Annotated in this window: 18 protein-coding genes; 16 read left to right on the top strand and 2 right to left on the bottom strand. The window is 47.3% G+C overall.

Annotation, left to right across the window (positions count from 1 at the left end; genetic code table 11):
* Window positions 1-272: 272 nt before the first annotated feature.
* Window positions 273-2,336, bottom strand: a complete 2,064-nt coding sequence (locus ACX93W_RS10865; protein ID WP_459392393.1) for a beta-galactosidase — start codon at window positions 2,334-2,336, stop codon at window positions 273-275.
* Between the two features lie 262 nt (window positions 2,337-2,598).
* On the opposite strand from ACX93W_RS10865, the gene ACX93W_RS10870 reads away from it, so the two are divergent.
* From ACX93W_RS10870 to ACX93W_RS10940, 15 genes are all read left to right on the top strand, one after another.
* Window positions 2,599-3,459 (top strand): helix-turn-helix transcriptional regulator, encoded by an 861-nt coding sequence (locus ACX93W_RS10870; protein WP_459392394.1) that lies wholly within the window; start codon window positions 2,599-2,601, stop codon window positions 3,457-3,459.
* Window positions 3,460-3,645: 186 nt separating this feature from the next.
* Complete coding sequence (locus ACX93W_RS10875; RefSeq protein ID WP_459392395.1) at window positions 3,646-4,515, top strand: DegV family protein; 870 nt, start codon at window positions 3,646-3,648, stop codon at window positions 4,513-4,515.
* Between the two features lie 484 nt (window positions 4,516-4,999).
* The gene (locus tag ACX93W_RS10880) at window positions 5,000-5,902 is read left to right on the top strand and encodes an ABC transporter permease (RefSeq protein WP_459392396.1); all 903 of its coding nucleotides are present in this window, start codon (window positions 5,000-5,002) and stop codon (window positions 5,900-5,902) included.
* A gap of 11 nt (window positions 5,903-5,913) precedes the next feature.
* A complete protein-coding gene (locus ACX93W_RS10885; protein ID WP_459392397.1) occupies window positions 5,914-6,789 on the top strand; it encodes a carbohydrate ABC transporter permease in 876 nt (291 codons plus the stop codon).
* Window positions 6,790-6,828: 39 nt separating this feature from the next.
* Window positions 6,829-8,415, top strand: a complete 1,587-nt coding sequence (locus tag ACX93W_RS10890) for an extracellular solute-binding protein (protein ID WP_459392398.1) — start codon at window positions 6,829-6,831, stop codon at window positions 8,413-8,415.
* Window positions 8,416-8,498: 83 nt separating this feature from the next.
* Window positions 8,499-10,739 carry a helix-turn-helix domain-containing protein gene (locus ACX93W_RS10895; protein WP_459392399.1) on the top strand — a complete coding sequence of 747 codons (2,241 nt, stop codon included), beginning with the start codon at window positions 8,499-8,501 and terminating at the stop codon, window positions 10,737-10,739.
* A 170-nt stretch (window positions 10,740-10,909) separates the two neighbouring features.
* Complete coding sequence (locus tag ACX93W_RS10900; RefSeq protein ID WP_459392400.1) at window positions 10,910-12,136, top strand: RNA polymerase sigma factor; 1,227 nt, start codon at window positions 10,910-10,912, stop codon at window positions 12,134-12,136.
* Window positions 12,137-12,182: 46 nt separating this feature from the next.
* Window positions 12,183-13,184 carry a phosphotransferase enzyme family protein gene (locus ACX93W_RS10905; protein ID WP_459392401.1) on the top strand — a complete coding sequence of 334 codons (1,002 nt, stop codon included), beginning with the start codon at window positions 12,183-12,185 and terminating at the stop codon, window positions 13,182-13,184.
* 249 nt (window positions 13,185-13,433) lie between these two features.
* On the top strand, window positions 13,434-13,913 hold the full coding sequence (locus ACX93W_RS10910) for a carbohydrate ABC transporter permease (RefSeq protein WP_459392402.1): 480 nt from the start codon (window positions 13,434-13,436) through the stop codon (window positions 13,911-13,913).
* Between the two features lie 192 nt (window positions 13,914-14,105).
* Window positions 14,106-14,687 carry a carbohydrate ABC transporter permease gene (locus ACX93W_RS10915; protein ID WP_459392403.1) on the top strand — a complete coding sequence of 194 codons (582 nt, stop codon included), beginning with the start codon at window positions 14,106-14,108 and terminating at the stop codon, window positions 14,685-14,687.
* A gap of 119 nt (window positions 14,688-14,806) precedes the next feature.
* The gene (locus ACX93W_RS10920; RefSeq protein ID WP_459392404.1) at window positions 14,807-15,166 is read left to right on the top strand and encodes a hypothetical protein; all 360 of its coding nucleotides are present in this window, start codon (window positions 14,807-14,809) and stop codon (window positions 15,164-15,166) included.
* Between the two features lie 145 nt (window positions 15,167-15,311).
* Window positions 15,312-16,763, top strand: a complete 1,452-nt coding sequence (locus ACX93W_RS10925; protein ID WP_459392405.1) for an alpha-L-fucosidase — start codon at window positions 15,312-15,314, stop codon at window positions 16,761-16,763.
* Window positions 16,764-16,997: 234 nt separating this feature from the next.
* Window positions 16,998-17,690, top strand: coding sequence for an aspartate/glutamate racemase family protein (locus ACX93W_RS10930; RefSeq protein ID WP_459392406.1), 693 nt, complete (start codon window positions 16,998-17,000; stop codon window positions 17,688-17,690).
* Window positions 17,691-17,727: 37 nt separating this feature from the next.
* Window positions 17,728-18,087: a DUF488 domain-containing protein gene (locus ACX93W_RS10935; protein WP_459392407.1), complete on the top strand. Its 360-nt coding sequence runs from the start codon at window positions 17,728-17,730 to the stop codon at window positions 18,085-18,087.
* The gene (locus tag ACX93W_RS10940; protein ID WP_459392408.1) at window positions 18,084-18,983 is read left to right on the top strand and encodes an alpha/beta fold hydrolase; all 900 of its coding nucleotides are present in this window, start codon (window positions 18,084-18,086) and stop codon (window positions 18,981-18,983) included. The genes ACX93W_RS10935 and ACX93W_RS10940 overlap by 4 nt, the downstream gene beginning before the upstream one ends.
* Window positions 18,984-19,501: 518 nt before the next feature.
* Here ACX93W_RS10940 and ACX93W_RS10945 read toward each other — a convergent pair.
* Window positions 19,502-21,655, bottom strand: a complete 2,154-nt coding sequence (locus ACX93W_RS10945; RefSeq protein ID WP_459392409.1) for an EAL domain-containing protein — start codon at window positions 21,653-21,655, stop codon at window positions 19,502-19,504.
* Between the two features lie 239 nt (window positions 21,656-21,894).
* Here ACX93W_RS10945 and ACX93W_RS10950 point away from each other — a divergent pair, with 239 nt between their 5' ends.
* Window positions 21,895-22,908, top strand: a complete 1,014-nt coding sequence (locus ACX93W_RS10950) for a LacI family DNA-binding transcriptional regulator (protein ID WP_459392410.1) — start codon at window positions 21,895-21,897, stop codon at window positions 22,906-22,908.
* Window positions 22,909-22,981: the final 73 nt, after the last annotated feature.

Below are 22,981 nucleotides of genomic sequence, written 5' to 3' on the forward strand. Positions count from 1 at the left end.
TTGTCCGTTAGAGTCGAGCTGTCGCCACTCATCTGAGCAGCGACAACCGACCAATTAACCAACTGCCATATGAACGAACCAACCACCAAACCAATAACCGACCAGCAGACCAATCAAGAGAGCAACCAGCAGATCAATCAAGAGACCAACTAGCAAACCAACCAACCAGCGCTACCATATTAATTATCCAATTAATTAGGCTAAAATTTACCAGCTGAGTAACCAGCTAGCAAGCTAGCAAGCTGACAAGCTGACAAGCTATCCGATTTTTGTTAGCCTTGCGCGGGGCGGCTTAGCAAGCGGATGCCGTTAACCGGCAGGGCAAGCTTCGTTACGCCGGCTTCGCCGCTTTCCAGGTCGGTGTAGGAGCGGCCGTCCAGTGCCAGCTCGACAGCTTCGCCGCTGAAGTTCATGACGAACAGGAAATCATTTTCGCCATCGGTACGAACCTGCGCCGTTACGCCGGCAGGAAGCTCGCTTTCCAGCGCTTTGTTAACGCCGGTTTCGGCGATCAAGCTTGTGTAGAAGTCCAGCAGGAAGTCGGCGCCCAGGCGGGTAGCCATATGGTAGGCGCGGCCTTTGCCGAAGTTGTTAACCGTCAAAGCGGGACGGCCGGCATAGAAGTCATCGGTGTAAACGCCAAGCGACTCAGCGCCTTCAAGATGAACCAGCTCGCAAAGCTCGCGTGCTTCATACGTGCCTTTGAGGCCAAGGCGGTTGCCGCTGTCAAGCGCCAAGCCGTTGCGCTCGTGGTCGTGCAGGCCGTCGATTTCCTCTGCCCAGATGCCAAGCGTTTTGCGGAGCGGGCCCGGGAAGCCGCCAAGGTGGGCATTGTCGGTTTCGCCAACCACGCCGGACCAGTAGGTCGTAACAAGCGTGCCGCCGTTTTCAACAAACTGCTCCAGTTTTTTGCCGGTTTCTTCGCTGCACAGATACAGCATAGGAGCAACGATCAGCTTGTAACGATCGAAGGAATCCTCGGAGCCGATAATGTCCACAGGTACGCCTTGCTCCCAGAACGCGCGATGATGGGCATAAACAGTGGATTCGTAGCCAATGCCGCAGTTGCGCGGGCCTTGGGAATCCTTGACGGCCCAACGGTTGTCCCAGTCAAAAATGATAGCTGCTTGCGAAGGCGTATCCGTGCCTACCAGTTGAGGCAAGTCGGCCAGCGAGCGGCCAAGCTCGGCTACATCTTGGAAGACGCGCGTATTTTCATGGCCGGCATGGTCAACGACCGCGCCGTGCAGTTTTTCGCTGGAGCCTCTGCTCTTGCGCCATTGGAAGTATTGCACGGAATCGGCGCCATGGGCAACGGCTTGCAGCGAGGACAGCTTGTGCATGCCCGGCTGCTTCAGCTTGCTTGCGGCCTGCCAGTTCGTGCTGCTTGGCGTGCTTTCCATCAGGACGAACGGTTTCAATTTCAACGAGCGATAGAGGTCATGGTAGAAGGCCACCATTGCCGCCTGTTGGCTGTCGTCTTTTTGATCATGCCAGGTCGGGTAAGAATCCCATGAGATTACGTCAAGCACTTTCGCCATTTTGCGGTAGTCCAGCCCGTCGATCGCATGCATGTTTGTCGTTACAGGCAATTCTGGGTTTGCGTCGCGAACAGCGGCAACCTCCACGTTGATATAATTGTTGATTTGCTCCGAAACAAAACGGCGCCAATCCAGATTGTGGCCGTGAACGGCGTTTTCGCCGTGCGGGGCAGGAGACTCCACTTGGCTCCAATCGGTGTAGGTATGCGCCCAGAAATGAGTCCACCAAGCGTGGTTCAGCTCATCCAGCGTTTTGTATTTGTTTTTAACCCATGCGCGGAAAGCGTCCTGACAGAGATCGCAATGGCAATCGCCGCCGAATTCATTGGAGATGTGCCAGCCGATGACGGCAGGGTGATTGGCGTAACGCTCGGCCAGCTTGTTATTCATAATTGTAATTTTTTCGCGGTATACCGGCGAAGTGTAGCAATGGTTATGGCGCATGCCGTGCAGATTGCGGACGCGGTTGTATTCCACGCGCAATACTTCCTGGTATTTCTGCGACATCCATGCCGGACGCGCGCCGCTTGGCGTTGCCAGCCATGCGTAAATGCCATTTTCGGCAAAGGAATTCAGAAGGTTGTCCATCCATTCAAAGTTGAATACGCCTTCGGCAGGTTCAAGCGCCGCCCACGAAAAAATGCCTACGGCCATAACGTTGCAGCCAGCCAGCTTCATCAGGCGGATATCTTCTTTCAAAATTTCCGGATATTTGAGCCATTGCTCCGGGTTATAGTCGGCGCCGTGCATCAGCACAGGCAGCTTTGGGCTAACGGGTAAATGTTTTTTTGTCAAGGTTATCACTCCTGTTTCATAATCGTATAATTCTCTTGCTGAGGTTGTTCAAAAAGTCAGCCTTCCATTACGAGACGCACCTTCCGGCAGGGCAGACACCGAATATGGCATTCAGCCGAAAAGCCGTATTCGTGTTACTGAAAACGGGACTTTTTAAACGTGTTCTTGCTATGCTTTGATCATAGCTTACCTTTGAATTATAATCATAGAACAGACACAGCGAAAAATCGTCGGATCTTAACATGAAGGAGTTTTGCCCATCATGATGCCATTTTTGATTGCGCAAATAGCCAGCCTCGAAAATCTGATGCCTCTGTATGTTTATTGCGTTGGCAGCCATGAGCAAAAGGCGCTGGATCGGCCTCAGGGTTTTCCCGCTCACCAGATTTTTTTGTGCCGGTCGGGCTCCGGCATCTTCCGTTTTGAGGACAATCGCACTATAGTGTTGTCGGCAGGCAACCTGATGGTGCTTCCTGCCAATACTCCGCATTCCTATTATCCCGAACAATCTCAAGAATTATGGGATCTGGGATTTGTTTCTTTTCAAGGAAAGGCCGCTCCGTCTATGGCGGAATCGCTGGAGCTTGCGCTGCTGAAGCCTGTCAAGGCTCCCCAGTTCTCCAAGCTGTGGGAGCAGTTGGAAACCATCTGGCATCTGATTAACCGCAGCAGCGACCAGGCTTATTGGGAGGCATCGCGGCTTATGTATGACATGCTGCTGTTTATGCTGCAGGATATTTCAGGCGGCGGACGTTCTGAGCGGCGAAGCCCCGCCGGCGGGAGGAATCCGGTTCCCCAAACGCCGCAAGCCGCGTTGACAGTGGCAGTGCAGCTTATTCACGATCATTATCAGGATCGTTTATTGCTTGCGAACGTAGCCAGAGCGGCGGGGTATTCCGTTCAGCATTTTCACCGGCTGTTCGTGGCGGCTTACGGCGTGACGCCGCAGCAATATTTGCTGAACCTGCGCATGCGGCGAAGTATTCAGCTGTTCGAGGAGCAGCCGGGGGTCAGCGTAGAGAAGGTTGCGCAGCAGCTCGGCATGGATGCCAGCTATTTTATCCGCATGTTCAAACGGACTTACGGGCAGACGCCAAAGCAGTATGTCAAAAACCAGACCTAAACGAAGGGCGGAACGGAACCCCGGCCATCCCATTTTTTAAGATTTCGCAAAAATTGACTAAAGTGTGAAGGATGATGAAAAAGGACACTATTTTATGCAAAAGATATGACAAGTGTAAATATCGCGATATCAATCCGGACTGTATAATGGGGGGCAATAACACCTACAGATACAGGAGTGATGAGCTTGCGCCCAATTAAATTGTTTACGGACAGCATTGCTGACCCCTCGCGGTCATGGATAAAGCAATACGACATCGGCGTCGTTCATGCATACGTTACCATTGGAGAAGAAACGCTTAAGGATCAGGCGGAAATTACGGCTGAGATGATGTACCGGAAGGTTGAAGAGAAGGGTGGATATCCACGTACGGCCGCGCCTGCGCCTTCCGATTACAGTACGGCTTACGCGCCTTATATTGAACAAGGCTACGATATATTGCATATCAGTATTTCTTCATTGATTTCTTCCTCTTATCAAAATGCCGTTATTGCAGCTGATGATATTCCGGCAGACCGTATAACCGTCATTGATTCCTTGAATCTGTCGGCGGGAGCGTCGTTGCTGCTAATTCAGGCAGCTAGAGCCATTGAGCGCGGCGAGCAAATGGAACGTATTGTTGACGATATAAAGGAAAATATTCCGCGCGTCCATTTTGACGTGGTGGTAGACAAAATGGATTATTTGCATAAAGGCGGCAGAGTGAGCGGTCTCCAAAATATGCTGGGAAGCCTGTTGAATATACGTCCACAGCTTAAAGTAGAGGACGGTCGTATTCGGGCGAGCCGGAAGCACAGAGGAAAGATGGACAAGGCTGTCAACAGCATTATGGAAAAAATGGTGGAGAACGTAAGCAGTATCGATCCGGAGTTGGTTATTATCGTCCAGACCTTGTCCAACAGGATTGCAGAGTCGCTGCGCAGCGGCTTGCTGGAGCGCACTTCCGTCAAGGAGGTTGCCATTATCGACGCAGGTTGCGTCATTTGCTCCCATACTGGTCCCCATGCGCTGGGAGTTGCCTATATGGCCATGCCTGGTCGGGTGCTGCAGGCATAGACGTTTTTTCATTGTTCACCGGATTTCTATGGCAGGCATATGGAACGAGGCAGAGGAGGTGGCTGTCCGAAAAGTCAAGTGGAATGAATAAAGATTCAGCAAAGAGGACCGGACGGTAAAGGATGTCTTGAGGGTAGGAACAAAATAAAGCGGATAAAATGTTTGAAGCTTCCAAGACACCCTTTTCCGGGAGGGACCGGTTTTGCTGAATAACGATTCACGGTATCAGACTTTTTGGGCAATTATTTTAAGAAAGAGCTGGGACGGAGGATTGCGACCGTCGGCATAAATTGAATACACTGTAAAACGACGTAGCACCTTTTTTTGCTGAGGTGTCTTTTTTTGTTTCAGGCATGAATTCGAGAAGTCCAAGGGAAAGAGTGAAGAATTGTGGCTCCTAAAAAATGTGCTACTTGATAATAAAGGTGCCTTTCCTAATAATTAGAGTTGGCTGCAGCCGAACGATCAGTTTGAGGGGGTACAAATGAATATCAACAAACGGAGACTTAAGCTTAATGTCCCTTTATTTATTATGTTTATCCCGATCATCTTGTACTTTGTTGTGTTCAAGTATTCACCAATGGCGGGGCTTATCATCGCTTTCAAAAATTATAATTTTACAGATGGTATTTGGGGAAGTGCATGGATCGGATTCGACAATTTCAAGCTGTTATTTACGAACCCCAGTATGTTGAACATATTGCGGAACACTCTAATGCTAAGTATCTTACAGCTTGTTATTGGTTTTCCATTTCCAATTCTGGTTGCACTTATGATTAATGAAATAAGAAGCAGTTGGTTTAAGAAGAGTGTGCAGACCGCCGTTTTTTTGCCGCACTTTCTCAATTGGGTTATTGTCGGCGGTATTATTATCACCATTTTTGCACAAGAAAATGGAATTATTAATCATTTCGTAAAGCTTGTTTTTGGAGACAGCTTCCCGTTTCTATACAATGCAGGGTCATGGTTAACGATCTTCATTGGCTCTGGGATTTGGAAGGGCGCGGGTTGGGGGGCAATCATCTATCTAGCTGCGCTATCAGCAGTTGACCAGGCCCTATACGAAGCTGCCAGCCTGGATGGAGCAAACCGATTAAAGCAAATTTGGCATGTATCGCTTCCGGCTATCCAACCTGTTATTTTCATCATCCTGATTTTATCCATTGGGAACATTATGGAGGTTGGCTTTGACCAGGTGTATGTTCTACAAAACTCCGTGGTATCGCATATATCGGAGGTTATTTCCACATGGAACTACAAGGTCGGGATCAATGGCGGAAGATTCAGTCTGGCTACCGCACTTGGTTTTTTTGAATCGATGGTAGGTCTTGTTCTAGTCCTTGTTGCAAATGGGATCGCACGAAGATTCAACAATGGATTATGGTAGGGGGATGAAGCTTGAGAGATTCTTTTGCAGATAAAGTGTTAAAAAATGTGAGTAACATCCTGTTGATTCTATTCGCGGTCAGTTGTATTCTGCCGCTGATCCATCTCTTCGCATTATCATTCAGTGATCAATCGGCCATTATTTCCGGCGCTGTGGGTCTGTGGCCCGTTGGGTTCAACAGTCAGGCATATGATAAGCTGCTTGATGGCACCCGAATCATAACGGCATTGAAGAACAGTGTTGTCATTACACTAGTAGGCGTCGGTCTTAATCTGTTGTTCACGATATTATGCGCCTACCCTTTATCGCGAGGATATATGTATGGAAGACGATTCTTTACCTTGGCGATTGTGTTTACCATGTTATTCTCTGGAGGCTTGATTCCCGGATATTTGCTAGTAAAGTCGTTGGGGCTCATCGATACATACGGTGCAATCTGGCTGCCGGGTCTAGTGAGTGTATACAACATGCTGGTCATGCGTACATTCTTCACGAATATTCCCGAGGAGTTGGTAGAGTCGGCGCGTATGGATGGAGGAGGAGAGTGGAAAATACTATTTCGTATTTTCTTGCCGCTGTCGATCCCCGTTATTGTCGCATTGGGTTTGTTCTACGGGGTAGGTCATTGGAATTCTTTTTTCAATATGTTGATCTTTATTAATACTGCAGATAAGCACAATTTGGCTGTAATGGTACAGCAGATGATTCAAAGTCAGTCCATTCTTCAGGAAATAGGGAATTTATCCCCTGAGGACTTCAAATCGATTACTCCGGAATCGATAAAGGCGGCTGGCATCATTGTCATGATTGTACCGATGTTGATGATTTATCCTTTTTTGCAAAAGTATTTTATAAAGGGAATGCTGATTGGGGCTATTAAAGGTTAGTGTAAGATTAGAAATAACATGATATCATGGAGGTAAAATATGAAAACGTATACAAAAAAATGCTTCATCCCGTTTGTCAGCTTGTTTCTTATCATTTCTTTAATACTTACAGGATGTACAACTAGCAATAATAATAATGAGAGTAAAGAAAACGGTTCTAATAAACAAACAAAGCCAATAACGGTATCCATGTATGATCGGGGAAATATTCCCCCGGAAATAGGTACAGTTGAGAAGAACCTGTGGACTGAGTGGATTAATGAAACCGTCATGGTGGATTACATTCCAGTCCCGAGATGGGAATCTGTCCAAAAGTTAAATGCATTGCTGGCAGCAGGAGACGGACCCGATCTCATTCTGGATTATGACGGCGCTTATCGCAATCAGCTGTATTTGCAGAAACAGATTATGCCGATCGACGAAATGATTGATCAGTATAGTACAGACTATAAGGCGCTTCTGGATGAATTTCCACTTTTAAGGCAGCTGGGAACAAAAGCGGATGGCAAGCTGTATGAATTTGGACGGCTTCTTGGATATATTCCGGGTGCGTATCTCTTTATTCGCCAGGATCAGCTTGATGAACTTGGGCATGCAGTACCTCAAACAATGGAAGAGGCTTTCGAAGTAATGAAGACTTTTGTCAGTAACAATCCAAACTCATACGGCACCAATTTAAGTGGCTACAACTGGATGGACACTGCTTTTCAGAATACAACCTGGGTAGTCGAGAATGGTGAAATGGTACGGGATTGGGATCGTATTGAAGCCGTGACAAGCTATAAGAAGAGGTTATTCGATGAAGGTCTGGTTGATAAGGATTTCTTAACGGATAAGAATGGCGAAAAAGCGCTGCAGGATTTCTTGCAAGGCAAGACACTGATATTTGGTTATATGGGTAATGCTATGCAGGTTTATAACAATTATGAAATCTTGAAGCAAAATAACCCTGATGCCAAAATGGCAGTTATCGCAATACCGCGCAGTGAGTTTGGCCAGTTCAGTCCTTTCTTTAATGATCCGGTTCAAATGACGGGCGTTGTCAATATAAAAGCTAAAGATCAGCAATCCATTATGAAATATGTTGATTTATTAAGCAGCGAATCTGTTGCACATACGCTGAAGTATGGTCATGAAGGCGTTCATTACAAGATGGAGGACGGTAAGGAAGTTACAATTGATCAGGAGAAGTACGAAAAGGAAGTAAGCTGGCTTGGAGACTTCCGAATGCTGGGCTCTCAGCATATTATTAATGAATTCACAAGATATATGGATGATCTGGACCAATCCAATGCATTTGACAAGGAAGTGTATGACTTGCTGGAACAGGCTTTTCAGCTTTATATCAATGAGGACCGGCCTTTGCCCGAGGTTACCAAATATATGCCTGGTCTGCCAGAGGATATTCAGTTTATTGTCTCCAATGCCAATGAACCGATAGCGGATCTGTGGAACAGAGCAATTGTTGGAGGCAGCAATGCGCCGGTAGTCAAGGCTGTCGAGGATGCAAAATCTCTTTGGAGCAAATCCGATGGTCAGAAGGTCGAACAATTTTATGCAGAATGGTACAAGGAAAATAAGGATACATGGGTATTTACAAAGGATCTATATGATATGAATTTTTAGACGAAACATACATCCTGTCGGCAGAGTGTCGTGGCTGCCGACAGGATTATTTCATGGATGAACTCTTGAGGAGAGTCGTGAATATGAAGTCCAGATCATGGTTTAATACATGGATTTTTACGTATCTTCCTGTCTTTTATTTTGTAGTTGGCATTCTCCTGTTTCTATTCTTTATGGTCATTAGTCAGGTTATGGAACGTCAAACGGTAAATAGCAGTGATCATTATGCAAAATATGTGACACAGCAAATCGAGTCCTCCTTACAAAACATTGAGCGGTTGATCATTGGTGAAATCAATAACAATAAGGATATAAAAAGGTATTTGTACAAATTGAACGATGAAGATGATAGTAATCCCTATATCCTCGAGAGTCGTTTATCCAAAAAGTTCAACACCCTGAAAATCGATTTTTCACTTATTGATTCTATCTATATCGTGCGTACAAATGATCGGAAGGTGCTAAGCACCAATGCTTCGCTTTCTCTGGACGACTTTGGTGATCAGATATTTGTAGAGCAATTGCTAGCCGGAGACTTCTCTTATAGATGGACAGGCAGCAGACCCTATCAATTGTTCACTTCAGAACAAAACGCTTATCCCGTAGTGTCCTTGGTAAAGGAAATTCCACTGTTATCGAAACCCAGTGGTTTTTTAGTTGTCAATGTATCTACGAGCGCCATTAAAAAGATGGTGCAGGATATGAACACACTTAATGTCAGCTTTACGACGATACATGATCAGAACGGGTATGCAATTGTTGAGGGCGATGAGGACGGCAGCGATCTTATCTCCCATCTTCACTCTGATTATATGAACTGGGAAATACGTAATGGAATAAAGGACAAGTACAATTATGGAATTATAACGAATCTTTATGACGGTTGGATAGCTTTGGGGGTAATTTCAATCCTGGTAGGAACGGTTATTATTATTTATTTGGCCAGGAGATATACATCACCCATTGACAGTATGATGACCGGGATATCCCAATATATCAAATCAAAATCAGGGGAACTACCTGAAATTCTTAATGATCATCCCCGCTTTATTGATAAGGCAGTCAATCATCTCATCGAGCTTGCCAATCAATACAGTGATGTAAATAAAGAAAATGCGCTGTACCGTCGAAAGCAACTGTTTACCGAGCTGATAGGCGGGGGAACAGCAATGACTTCTGATCAAAGCGAGAAACTAATTCATTTGTACATGGATTTAAGCGACACCCCACTATTTCATATTGTTATTATTGAGATCGATAAGTATAGTGATTTCTGCAGCACTTACAGCTCCAGCGATCAGTATCTTATGAAATACGTCATGTCGAATGTCATGGAGGAAATAATAGAATCGAGCAACATTCAGATTTGGTCGGAATGGCTGGATAATGGCCGATTGACCGTACTGTTCCAAATGACCGATGAACATGCGCCTGTTAACTTGAGGATCAGTGATTTATGCAACCAGGTCAGACTATGGATAAAAAATAACCTGGACTACTCCATTTCTATTGGCATTGGTTCGGGAACAAGCAGGTTGGCGGAGATTGCCCAGTCCTGTCAAGAAGCGGCAGAGGCATTATCTTATACGACTTCCGTTGGAGGCAATCGAGTTATCGCCTATTGGGAGCTGGAGGGAAATGTTCTAGACGGTATGGTGGAGCAGCTTAAGCTAATTCGCGATTTTGCGGTGCATTTCAAGCAGCGCAATCTAGACTGGAAGGTTAGCTTTAACCAACTAATGGAGGTTGTTCATAGCAAATATTATTTACTTCAAGATATCGTGAATTTGTTAAACTTCATGCTTTTTCAAGTGTCAAAGGAAATGTCCGAGCTTCCGACACCTTATCAAGACATTTGGGAAAATACAATGACGGAGTTGAGTGGTGAGTTGAGAACGTTCGACTCTTTTGAAGCGATGCGTGACTCATTTCTACTGCAGCTGGAATTGGCAACTGAGCAGATGGAACGGCTTCGAGGCGGACGTAATAGTCAAGATTTAATTCATGAAACAAAAAAATTTATTGATCAGCATTATCGCGATCCAGATTTATCCTTGCAGCTGCTTAGTCATCAATTTCAGCTTAATAAAAGTTATTTAAGCCGACTGTTCAAGGAAGAATTCAGTGAAAATTTTGTTGATTACGTAACGCGTAAACGAATTGAACATGCCAAGCATCTGTTAACCTCATCGGATGATCTCGTTCAAGATATTTCATTGCAAGTAGGGTACCTTCATTACTTTTCATTTAATCGGGTATTCAAGAGAGTGGTTGGAGTTACGCCGGGCGAATATAGAAAACAATCCTTTGAGAAGAGCGGATGAACGACCCGTCAATGGCGTAGCACGCCTCATTTTTCTGCATTTCATTAACATATCAAGTTCTCTATCAGACAAATTTGACCGTAAGGAAACCGTACGTAGAATGAATTTTTTTCGTATGTGGCTTTTTGGCCGGCTGCGGTGTCTAATGTAGTGTAGGAGGTGGTTTTACAATGACTCGAGTCCATGAACAAGGCCATGTTTATCCGGATGAATATGGCACACTCCAACCGATTGAAGCTGCCTGCGAACAATACCGTAAGGTAATCCGCACCTATTTTTCGCTGAAAGTGAGTGATATGGCAGCAGAGGATTTAACACAGCAAACGTTTTTACGCGCAATTGAAAATATACGGTCGTTTAATGGAAACTCCAGCTTGTTCACCTGGATTTTCAAAATCGCTCAGAATACGGCAAAAAATGAATATCGAAGCCGATCACGTAAAAATGAATATCCTTATGATTTTACAGCCTACGAATCACAATCCATTTCTCTTGATTTTGCTCAATACGTGGAGATTCGCGTCGACATTAGCGCCGCGTTAAAGAAGCTAAACGAGCTGGACCAGCAGATCATTTCCTTGCGATTTTTTGTGGACTGCACGTTGTCGGACATTTCTGCAATCGTGGGTATGCGTGAAAGCGCGGTTAAAAACAGATTGTACCGGGCGTTGGAAAAACTGCGAAGCCAATTAAACGAATGGGGTGACATTGCCATGAAGAGCATTCAGGATATGGTTGCCATTGTAAATAAAGATGCAGGAAATAATGGGGGCGAGAAGCAGGAGAAAGTCCATGCCGATTTGTTCAACGAGTTAAAAGGCAGCGTAGAGCGTTTGACGGCCAAATACAGCCACAAGCCCTCCCAAAAAATCATCATTGAAATTTTTCCCGATTTGGCAACCTTCCATCAAGCTGCGGGACAAGAAAATGCGCCTGACTGGTTTATGGGAACCTTCAAAGGTCGCTATTTAAAAATCGTTTCTCCGCTAAATCCGGGACCTCAGCATACGTATCAGTCGATTCTGACGGCAACGGTGCATTTGTATACGATGTGGCTGGTTCGGGATATTAATCCCGAAGCGCCCGTATGGCTGATTCAGGGGATCGGAGGCATTGAGGCAAAAAGCATGAGCAAAGAAGAAACCCGAAAAAGCGTGAGTCATTACATTCAGAAAATGGGTGTTCCGACATTCCGGGAGCTGAACGATGAATCCTGGGATTTTGGAACCAAGGGCGGATTTCAGTTCACCTATTTAATCGTCGATTTCATTGTCGCCCAATACGGGCAGAAGGCGCTAAATCAACTCATCCGGAATCCGGATGATTTCCAGGGAATTTTCCAGCAATCCGAGCAAGATTTGCAGCATGAGTGGGAGCAGTATTTGAATAGGGGATAATAAAATAAATGTACTTGCGATTTTGGAGTAGGGAAGGGCTTAATTGATGAATGAATTGCAGGCCATAATTAAACATTATTTCCCTCTGGAACTCGTAAAAACTTCACCAGTGCCCTTCGGGTTAACGAATACAACCTGCTTCGTCACGATGAACGACCAAATATACGTAGTTCGTCATTATGACCGTTACACCAAGTCTTTGGAAAGTTTGCAATTAGAGATGGATGTGACATCATTTCTGCAAGGCTCAGATGTTTCGTTTAATGTTCCGTTGTTTCTGCCAACAAAAAATGGCGATTTGTTTGTGACGGCATCGGACGGATCAATGGGTGCTCTCGTCACTTATATTAAAGGAACAGCTCCGGTGCTTCAAACACTAGACGATGCATATTTATTAGGTCGCGTCGTCGGTGAGGTTAGTGCCAGATTAAGCGAATATAAACATCCGATCAATAATAACTACGAGGGTATTTCATTTATTGACCTGTATCAGCTACATCCGCTTGCTAATGAAGAAAGTATAGCTTCCTTCTGGAGACAGCCGCCTTTTTCCATTGCAGATGAGCAAAAATATTACTATAACGAAGCATTGGCTTTCGTTGAAGCAAATAGGGAGGCTTTATTGGCTTTGCCCCGTCAATGGGTCCATCACGACCTATTGGTATTCAATCTGTTATCCGTAAACCACTGCATAACAGGGGTCTTGGACTTCGATTTTCTCTCAGTCGATATCTCATTTTTAGAATTCGTTATCAGTTTCAACCATGTTCTCCAGATGTCCGGCAATTCATATGAGATGGCGGCGGCATTTGTAAAAGGGTATGCAAGGTTTCGAACTTGTTCGGTTAAGGAGTTAAGCCAATTACCCGCATTGACGCGTTTGTACCATATAGCTGTACTACACATATATATTGGACAATACGCAGCAGGTAAGGACAATTCTACCGCGTTTTCCTACCTTGCCAGCCAACTGATTGAACGAGTTAACTGGCTTGAACAAAATGAAGGCAGGCTAGAAGGACTGCTGGCCTCCCTGATTCATGCCTGATAAACTAATGAATACCAAAGAGGACCTGGAGAAGCGCGAGAATGAGCGCTTCTCCAGGTCCTCTTTTTTTGTATAGGCACAAATTTTGATTTTTCCTGAAAAGCTGTACGATTTTATGGTGGGACATGTCCCTGTTCCAATCTCATAAAATCATCCATATACATCCCTTCTTTTGTTTATTTGGAGATATGATCCTTGAATCTATAATGAAAGCAACCAATCGTAAGCAAGGAAAGGAAGGGGCGGTTTATGACACTAAAGGGAAGAAAAGCATGGTTTATCGCAATTTGCCTGCTGCCCGGGCTTGTGTTGTTTATGCTGTTCAAAGTTTATCCCACCGTACAAATTTTCCAAAAGTCGCTTTATTTGTGGACCGGTCTTAGCGAAGGTCCGGTATTCGTCGGTTTGAAAAATTACGGTGATTTATTCCGCGACGATGTATTCCTGCAGTCGCTGCGCAACACGGGGTTCTTGATGTTGATTGTTCCCGTATTAACGCTCCTGGCGGCGCTAATCAACGCTTCTATATTAACGCGCTCCAAGCTAAGGGAAAGGAACGTTTATCGCAAAGTCTTTTTCTTCCCTAGCATTTTGTCCTTTGTCGTTATTGCTATTTTGTGGTCGTTTATTTACCATCCGACGACGGGTTTTCTGAACTCCGGTCTTGAGCTAATTGGATTAGGTGAGCTGGCACTGCCATGGCTTGGCGATCAACGCACGGTGCTGTGAGCGCTTGCGGTCACGCTAATCTGGCAAGCCGCGGGTTAATACATGGTTATGTATATGGCGGGTATCTGTATAGTCAGGCGTTCACTAATTCCAATTTTGTTAATGCGATGGCGATTGGCGTGTTTATTTTTGTCATATCCATGGTACTTGCTCTGATCAGTAATAAATTGACGGAACGGGGGTCGCATTAATATGGACCAATCCTCATCGACGATACCAACAAAACCCGCAGCTCCCGGTTCAGACAGTGGCTCCCAGAGACAAGGAGGAGCATGGAGAAGTTTTGGCACTCTGGCTCTTCGGGTATTTCTGATCCTTCAGGCTGTGATTGTGGTATATCCCCTTCTGTGGAATGTGATGTCCTCCTTCAAAACAAATGCCGAGGTAATGGACAATCCGTGGAGTTTGCCGCGGGGATTTGAATGGAACAACTATGTCCAAGCGTTCACAACGGCCAGAATCGGCGATTATATGTTGAATTCCGTTGCGGTTGTAGTGATGTCGATGGCCGTGCTGCTGCTTCCGGCTGTTCCATCCGCTTATGCCATCGGACGAATGAGTTTCCGTGGCGTTACCTTCTTCAAAAATTTCTATATGGCCGGCATATTCGTCGGAGGGGTCTATATTATTGTTCCTCTATTCATTATGATGAATGATATGAACATACTGGACAATCTGTTCTGGCTTAACTCGATTTATGCGACCGGGAGCCTGCCGTTTTCCGTTTTCCTGCTGACGGGATTCATGAAATCGATCCCGCATGATTACGAGTAAGCGGCCATGATTGACGGCTTCGGCTACTTTGGCACGTTGATCCGCATAATTTTGCCCATGGCGATGACCTTCATAACGACGGATGCCAAAAAACGATTCCGGTTGGCTTATCCAACCTGATGCAAATTCAGCAATATGCCACGGACTGGGGTTCCCTGTTCGCGGGATTGTCGATCGTGCTCGCTCCAACCATAGGAGATATGGAGTCCGCCGCTGCATCCGGTGATCCGAGGTTTTATCGAGGCTTCTTTACGGTGGAGGAAACCGCGGATACCTTCTTGCGCCTGGACGGCTGGAACAAGGGGCATGTCATGCTGAACGGCTTCAATCTAGGCCGCTATTGGGTGGAAGGGCCAACCCGCACGTTGTATGTTTCCGCACCGTTATTGCGCAAGGGCAGCAATGAAATCATCGTATTCGAGCTTCATGGGACAAAGTCGCACACCGTATATTTTACTGACAAGCCCGAGTTAGGCTAGTTCGAGAATGCAAACGCCACAGGGGCAAGGTGACTGTGGAGGATGACCTTGAAACATGATCTTGAAACATGACCTTGAAACATGATCTTAAAACATGACCTTATGCAGGATTGTTTACACGCCCCAAGAAAGGACGGAAGCTTAGATGAGTATTTCTATGAACGAAGCAGCCCGAGTCGTGCCTTCGGATAGACAACTAGCTTGGCAGCAGACGGAATTTTACGGCTTTATTCATTTTACGGTCAATACGTTTACGGATAGAGAGTGGGGAGACGGCACTGAAGAACCAGCCATCTTTGATCCCTCCGAACTGGACGCTGTTCAATGGGTGGATGCTTGCGTTGCAGCTGGCATGAAAGGATTGATTCTGACCTGCAAGCATCATGATGGCTTTTGTCTGTGGCCAAGCAAGCTCACCGCGCATTCTGTTGCCAGCAGTCCGTGGCGCGGGGGCAGAGGGGATCTGGTGAAGGAAGTGTCGGAGGCATGCCGTGCGGCAGGCATCAAATTCGGAGTCTACCTGTCGCCATGGGATCGGCATGAATCAAGCTACGGAGATTCGGTGCGTTACAATGCCTATTTTGTCGACCAGCTAACCGAGCTGCTTACGGGATATGGTGAATTGTTCTGCGTCTGGTTCGACGGCGCATGCGGGGAAGGGCCTAATGGCAAGCGGCAGATTTATGACTGGGATGCATATTACGCTGTCATCAGAGAGCTCCAGCCTGGAGCTGTCATTTCGGTCTGCGGTCCCGATGTGCGCTGGTGCGGCAATGAAGGCGGACATACGCGGGATCGCGAATGGAGCGTTGTTCCGGCAACGATGCAGGATAATGAAAAAATACAATCGGAATCGCAGCAGCAGGATGACGGAGAATTTGCCCGCCGCGTCGGCTCGGGTGACGATGATCTTGGCAGCAGGGAGGTTGTTGCGGAAGCGGAGGAATTAATCTGGTATCCCGCAGAAGTAAACACGTCCATCAGGCCGGGGTGGTTTTATCATTCTGAAGAGGACAGCAAGGTCAAAACGCTTGAGGAACTGCAAGATACGTATGAAAGGGCCGTTGGCGGAAATGCGACCTTTTTGCTCAATTTGCCACCGGATAGAAGAGGGCTGATTCATGAAAATGACGTTGCCCGGATGAAGTCGTTTGGTGACTGGCTTCGGGCCAGATATGCATCTAATGTTGCACTTAACGCTGCGACGACGTCGTCTGCTGAGTTAGACGACAACCATAATGCGGCCAAGGCGGTAGACGGTCGCGGCGATACGTACTGGTGCCCGCCCGAGGGACTGGAGCAGGCAATGCTGGAACTGGATTTTGGCAGCAACCTGGTATTTGACCGTGTCGTTCTGATGGAGTGGATCAAGGCTGGTCAGCGAATTGAAGCATTCCGTTTGGAGAGACGGGACGGAGTCCACTGGAAGCCATTTTATGAGGGCGCTCTCGTGGGTTACAAGAAGATATGCCGTTTTGAACCGGTTCGTGCCTCCAGGCTGCGGGTCGTCATTGCAGAATCGCGTCTGCAGCCGACCTTGATGTCGGTTGGCGTCTATGAGACTGAAGCCCACTACAATAACGAGAAAACAACATAGAAAACGGCAAGAAGTACTCCAAAAAGCAAGCGTAGAATACTGCGAGGAATAACGTAAGAAGACCGCCAACGGCCCAGGCAACCTGGAGGATTGGCGGTCTTTTGCATCCCGTTCGATTTATTTTTTCGGGTAGTTCAAAAAGCCCGCGACATTGAATTATGGGGCGGGCTATGTTAGCTTTAAGGAAGAGTGTCCATAGGGAATCTCAATCTAGCATAAGGGATGTTTGACATAATGAAAACGATTGGTCTATTGGGCGGCATGAGCTGGACATCGACAATTGAATATTACCGAATTATTAATGAAGCTATAGCTGAATCGCTGGGCGGGTTGAATTCTGCGAAAATATTGCTGAACAGCCTTAACTTCGCGGAGGTGGAGAAGCTTCAGAAGCAAGGCGACTGGGATACAGCGGGACAACTGCTTGCGGAAGGTGCGGAAAATCTGGAGCGGGCAGGAGCCGACTTTATTTTCATTTGCACCAATACGATGCACAAGGTTGCGGATAGGGTGATGCGCGATCTGAACGTGCCGCTTATTCATATAGCCGACGTAACCGCCGAAGTCATCAAGAGCCAGGGTTTGTCCAAAATTGGATTGCTCGGCACGCGCTATACGATGGAGCAGGATTTCCTGAAGCAAAAGCTGGCCGGTCATGGATTGGATATTATCGTTCCGGAGGCGGAGGACAGGGATTCCGTGAACAGAATTATTTTCGAGGAATTGTGCAGGGGTATCATCAAGGAGGATTCCCATAAAGCCATGATGGACATCATCGGCGCTTTGGCGGCTCAGGGAGCGGAAGGCGTTATTTTTGGATGTACGGAAATTGCTTTGCTGGTTGATCCAGATAGCTGTTCGCTGCCCGTATTTGATACGGCTAGAATTCACGCGGAAAGCGCGGTTAAGCTTGCTCTGGCTGAATGAAGACATAGGAATATTTGCGCAATGAGGTGATCCTGGCATGCCCTTTGTCATTAAACGCATTTATGAAGATCCCGACGATACTGACGGCAAACGCATTCTTGTGGACCGATTGTGGCCCAGAGGTGTCAAAAAAAGCGATGCAAAGCTTTACCTTTGGATGAAAGAGGTTACGCCGAGTCCTTCTATACGGATCTGGTTTGGACATCAACCGGACCGCTTGGAGGTTTTTGCCGACCTTTATCGGGAAGAACTGTCGCAGGTGGAGATGGCGCCGTATGTGGAGCAATTGCTGGAGTGGGCGTCCCAAGGGAGCGTAACCTTGCTTTATGCCGCCAAGGACAAGGCATGTAATCACGCCATGATTCTGAAGCAGTTTCTGGAGAGGAGATCAGAATGATGCAAGACTCGCATACATATGGAATAAGCAAATACGCGGACGCCGGGAATGGAAGAAAGCTCCACTATATGGTCAAGGGAACGGGGGCCCCGACCGTCGTATTCGAATCCGGCATGGGATGTTCGCGTTCCAACTGGGGATTGGTTCAGCCCGTCGTAGCGGAGAAAATGCGCGCCGTCGTGTATGACCGTGCCGGCTTCGGGCGGAGCGATGATGATCCTGCGCCGCGAACGCTGGCAAGAATAGCGGAGGATCTTCTATTATTGTTGAATGATTTGGGCCCGGGCCCCTTCATACTGGTAGGGCATAGCTGGGGAGGTCCGATCGTCCGCAGAGCGGCGGAAAGACTGCTGGCAACGGAGCCGTCGTGTCTGAGGGGGCTGGTGCTGGTGGACCCTGCCGACGAAAATTCCGATCTTTATTTTTCGCGGGCCGCGGCGTTTCAGTTTGCATTGTCCCGCAAGCTGGCCCCAGGCATGGCAAAGCTTGGGTTAACCCGCTTGATGGGTGCGGCCAAACAAGGCATGGTTCAGCCCAAGGATGTCGCGGAGGATCATGTGAAGGAGGATTTCACCCTCCGGGCAGCCCAGACTGCAGTTGCCGAAATGACTCCGTTTCTGGACGATCTGGCCGAGCTGCGGAGGAAGCCAATCCATCTGGGAAATCTTGAGGTAAGCCTTATTTCTGGCTCCAAGCTTACCTTTATGGAGAAAAAGATTCGAATAGGCATTGGCGAAGCACATCGAAAAACGGTGTCTTCACTTCAAAACGGACGTTTCATCGATGCACCGGAATCCGGCCACATGGTCATGTATAGCGAGCCTGGACTTATTGTTAATGAAGTACTGCGAATGGCGGATGGTGTATCCGCTCCTACGGTCATTTGTGGCCATTAGGAGCCTGTTTTGGGGAAGGGAATTTCTAATGGCCAATTGTGGCCGTTAGGAGCTTTTTTTTGGGGGAAAGCGAGCTTCTAACGGTCATTTGTGGCCATTAGGAGCCTGTTTTTGGGAAAGGTGTTTCTAATGGTCATTTGTGGCCATTAGGAGCCTTTTTTGGGGGAAAGCGAGCTTCTAACGGTCATTTGTGGCCGTTACACCTCGTTTTCTGCCTCATATACACTAATTCTGGGCGCTAACGGACACGGATGACCGTTGCACAAGGAGAATCGAGCAATTTTCGGTTCTAACGGTCAGCGATGACCGTTACGCTGCTAACCTCAAGGAAGAAACCTGATTGAGGCTAGTTAGTGATAGACAATAATGGCCGCTTGCCTGGATTTGAATCCATGGCAGCGGCCTTTTACTATAAGTGAAACATTATAAGTTCACCGGCCTACTGTCCAATGGGCTACCAGTCCAACCGCCTGCCAGCCCTGCGGTCTGCTGATCTGTGGTGGATGAGGAGAAGCAGCTCAAGCTTCAGCAGCCTCTTTTTCTATCGCCTCTAAATATTGATGCAGCTCTTCCGGAGGAAGAGGTTTGCTGTACAGATATCCCTGATATCTTGTGCACCCGATTTCTTCGAGAATGTTTGCCTGGGCCTCTGACTCCACAAACTCCGCAAGAACGGAAAAGCCCAAGGAAGAGCTCAAATAAACAATGGACGAAATAATTTCTCTGCAATTGTGGTTATATAAAATTTCACGGACAAGCGATCCGTCCAGCTTAACCGTGTCAAAATCATATTCCTTTAAATACAGCAGCGAGCTGCGCCCCATCCCGAAATCATCCATAGCCAGCTTGACGCCCCGGCTTTTCAACTGTTGAATTTGATCCGAAATGACTTGGCTGGAGGTAAGCGCGATTTGCTCTGTCATTTCGATTTCGAGCTGGGACGGCGATAATTGATAACGCGCCAGAATTTCATCCAGCTCCTGCAGCAGCCCTCTGTTTTCTAACTGCATTCCGGAAATGTTGACGGACATCGTCAGTTTTTTGCTGCTGAGTGCTTCCAGCCGTTTAAGCTCGCCGCAAGCCGTATCCATAATCCAGTAGCCAAGCTTGTCTATTAATCCTGCCTCCTCCGCAAGCGCGATTACAAGCGGGGGATAGATCAGGCCAAACTCGTGATGTTTCCACCTGAGCAGCGCCTCCATGCCAAAAACCTCTTTTTGAGCATTTACCTGAGGTTGATAAAAGAGGGCAAGTCTTCCGTGCTGAAGATCATGTTTTAAATCATCCGCCAATTTTCTGGCCAAAATCCCGGCTTCATCGGAACGGGTAAGCAGCAAAATCGATCCCTGCCGCTCAAAAGGTTTAAACAAAGCATACAGCTTGTCCAGACTGCTCTTCATCCGTTCTTTGGAAATGGCATCCGACCACCGGACAAACGGCAAATATATCATAATACCCACGATCAGGTTAAAAAGCTGAAGCAAGCTTCCCCGTATGGAGCCCGTTGCGGCATAACCGCTTAAAAACAGCGGCGTTGTCCAATCAACATGATTGACGGTGACGGGAACCCAGCCTGCAACCGTAACGGCGTAAGAGATAAAGCCGATAATGAGCGGCGCAGCCACAAATGGAATGGCATATACCGGATTCAGAATAATGGGGAGGCCAAACAATAGAAGTTCGTTCATGTTAAAAATCGTAGGCACCATGGAAAGCTTGGCGACGCTTTTGTCTGTTTTTTGCCTGCTGAACAGCAAGATGGCAAGCATCAGCGATATGGCGCTGCCGCAACCGCCCATCAATATAAACACATCAAAAAAAGAGCGGGCAAAAATTTCGGCTCCGTCCTGCCCCGCGGCCAGCAATTGCTGATTATAATTCAGGTGTGGCGCAAACAATTGCTGAGCTACGGGCTCCAGAATTTTGTTGCCGTGTATGCCGAACAGCCAGAAAGCATGTACGAGAAGAACAAACAATAAAGCGGCGATTTCTTTGGAGTGAATCTGAGTAAACATCAAAACAAGTAAATCGGAAAACCATAATGAGATATTGGTAATGTCCCACCATGCTGCCAAAGCGGCGTTAATCGTGCCAAAAAGTCCGATCGTCAATGCAGTTGGAAATAACCAGGACAAAGCTTCTATGTATTGAGCATTGGCGCCGTGACTAAACGTCTTAAGCGCAAAAAGCGGAATGCCAGAAAGCTTCAGGAACAGATAGCTGGAAAGTAGGGCAGTGGCAACGGCGAAAAAAATATTCATGGCGCCGAATTCGGAAAAGGCCACATTAGGGGAGCGTTGCCCCGTTAACGCTATAAAGGAGGCCAGTGCAACCACGCATACGATGATGGGGCTGACTGTTCTATTTTTGCGGGTATTAAACTCTACGGTAAAAGCATAGCTGATGCCGAGCAGCATAAGGATGGCAAGGATGCCGAAGGTGCCATTGCGGATTGCCAGCAATACTCTCTGCCAGTCGCCGCCGAACAACCGCTCCATCAACTCCTGATAGATTGGTATAGGCAAGCTGGCGAGCACAAGAGCGATCGAGCCGATAAACAGCAAGGGAATCAAATAAAGCAAGCCGTTCCGTATCGCGGTTAAGGCCAGATTGTTCTGCAAGCGTTGCTGGAATTGCACGCATAATGTTTTAAAACGTGTGAGTGTCATCATAAGCTGCTCCCGGCTGTCCTAAATTTATCACTTCTATCATACTCTTCCAACGTATGAAACGCTATTATCAATTGCGTCGTTTTCCCTATATTTTCATCATTTCAAAAAAGTTTCAAAGATCTGACAATACCGGAGCCAAACATCTCCTTGGAGTTTTTGCAGGAAAAAAACGGTTGTCAAAGAGAAGAGAGCGTCATATAATAAATTTACACGAGTAAATTATATGGAGGAGGCGATGTATGGCTACGCGTAAACAGGTAGCGGAGCTGGCCGGCGTATCGGAAGCGGTTGTGTCCTATGTGCTGCACAACAAGCCGGTAGTCAAGGAGACGACCCGGCGCAAAGTGCTGGAGGCGATACAGCAGCTTGGTTACCGTCCCAATATGATGGCGCGGGGACTGAAGATGAAGCAGAGCCGGCAAATCGCCGTGCTTGTTGGTTCGCTTGGCAATCCCTTTGAAGCAGGCGTGCTGCTGCATGTCGAACAAACGGCGCAACGGCATGGATATGCCGTGTTTTTCCACTCGTACAGCGAACAAGGCGAGGAAGAGTTAAAGGAGCAACTTCATGGCCGGGTCGATGGCGTTATGCTGCTGGGCCAATCGCTGCGAGAGGATACCATTGATCATTTTTTATCTACCGGCACGCCGCTTTTTTCGCTGATGGCGCCTGCGATCGCCCATGAAGGGGTAAAGTCCCTGGATTTGGACTGGACAAAAGCGATGGCAAAGCTGGCCGCGCATCTTAAGGAACGCGGACACCAACGGGTAGCGCTCATGACCCATGGTTCACCACGGCACTATACAAGTTCCAGAGCAATTGCGTTCCGTGAAGCGGCGGAAGCCGAAGGATTGATGTGCAGCGATGAGATGACGCTGTTTGGTGGCGGAACCTTTGAAAAGGCCAGCGCTGTTATGGCCGAAAAGCTGGAGAGCTGCGCTCAAGGGGCCACATTGCCTTACACCGCGATCGTTGCCGTAAATGATTTGATGGCGCTTGGCGTATTGTCCGCTTGCCGAAAGATGGACGTTAACGTCCCGGTTCAGTTGGCGGTTGCCGGCTGTGAAGGCATATTGATGTCGGGAGAAACCTCGCCTCCGCTGACAACGCTGGTGTATCCGCGTGAAGAATTGGGCAGCCTGGGAACGGCTTATTTTATCGGTGCAATTACCGCTGCAATGACCGGCGAAGCCAACGAAAGGCCTGCCGCAGGAGTGCTTGAAGCCGAGTTGACTGTTCGCGGCTCCGTATAAAAAAAATGCCCGGAGCCGGCGGGCTATTCTTTTACTTAAAATTTTACACGTGTAAAATTTATCGTCAGTTGAA

This window comes from Paenibacillus sp. CAU 1782, assembly GCF_054551715.1.

Excerpts from the sequence above, each read along its gene's own strand:
- ACX93W_RS10940 (WP_459392408.1), top strand. The coding sequence starts at position 18,084 with ATGATGCAAGACTCGCATACATATGGAATAAGCAAATACGCGGACGCC.
- ACX93W_RS10900 (WP_459392400.1), top strand. The coding sequence starts at position 10,910 with ATGACTCGAGTCCATGAACAAGGCCATGTTTATCCGGATGAATATGGC.
- ACX93W_RS10870 (WP_459392394.1), top strand. The coding sequence starts at position 2,599 with ATGATGCCATTTTTGATTGCGCAAATAGCCAGCCTCGAAAATCTGATG.
- ACX93W_RS10925 (WP_459392405.1), top strand. The coding sequence starts at position 15,312 with ATGAGTATTTCTATGAACGAAGCAGCCCGAGTCGTGCCTTCGGATAGA.
- ACX93W_RS10890 (WP_459392398.1), top strand. The coding sequence starts at position 6,829 with ATGAAAACGTATACAAAAAAATGCTTCATCCCGTTTGTCAGCTTGTTT.
- ACX93W_RS10950 (WP_459392410.1), top strand. The coding sequence starts at position 21,895 with ATGGCTACGCGTAAACAGGTAGCGGAGCTGGCCGGCGTATCGGAAGCG.
- ACX93W_RS10920 (WP_459392404.1), top strand. The coding sequence starts at position 14,807 with ATGCAAATTCAGCAATATGCCACGGACTGGGGTTCCCTGTTCGCGGGA.
- ACX93W_RS10905 (WP_459392401.1), top strand. The coding sequence starts at position 12,183 with ATGAATGAATTGCAGGCCATAATTAAACATTATTTCCCTCTGGAACTC.
- ACX93W_RS10930 (WP_459392406.1), top strand. The coding sequence starts at position 16,998 with ATGAAAACGATTGGTCTATTGGGCGGCATGAGCTGGACATCGACAATT.
- ACX93W_RS10945 (WP_459392409.1), bottom strand. The coding sequence starts at position 21,655 with ATGATGACACTCACACGTTTTAAAACATTATGCGTGCAATTCCAGCAA.
- ACX93W_RS10915 (WP_459392403.1), top strand. The coding sequence starts at position 14,106 with ATGGACCAATCCTCATCGACGATACCAACAAAACCCGCAGCTCCCGGT.
- ACX93W_RS10880 (WP_459392396.1), top strand. The coding sequence starts at position 5,000 with ATGAATATCAACAAACGGAGACTTAAGCTTAATGTCCCTTTATTTATT.
- ACX93W_RS10935 (WP_459392407.1), top strand. The coding sequence starts at position 17,728 with ATGCCCTTTGTCATTAAACGCATTTATGAAGATCCCGACGATACTGAC.
- ACX93W_RS10895 (WP_459392399.1), top strand. The coding sequence starts at position 8,499 with ATGAAGTCCAGATCATGGTTTAATACATGGATTTTTACGTATCTTCCT.
- ACX93W_RS10910 (WP_459392402.1), top strand. The coding sequence starts at position 13,434 with ATGACACTAAAGGGAAGAAAAGCATGGTTTATCGCAATTTGCCTGCTG.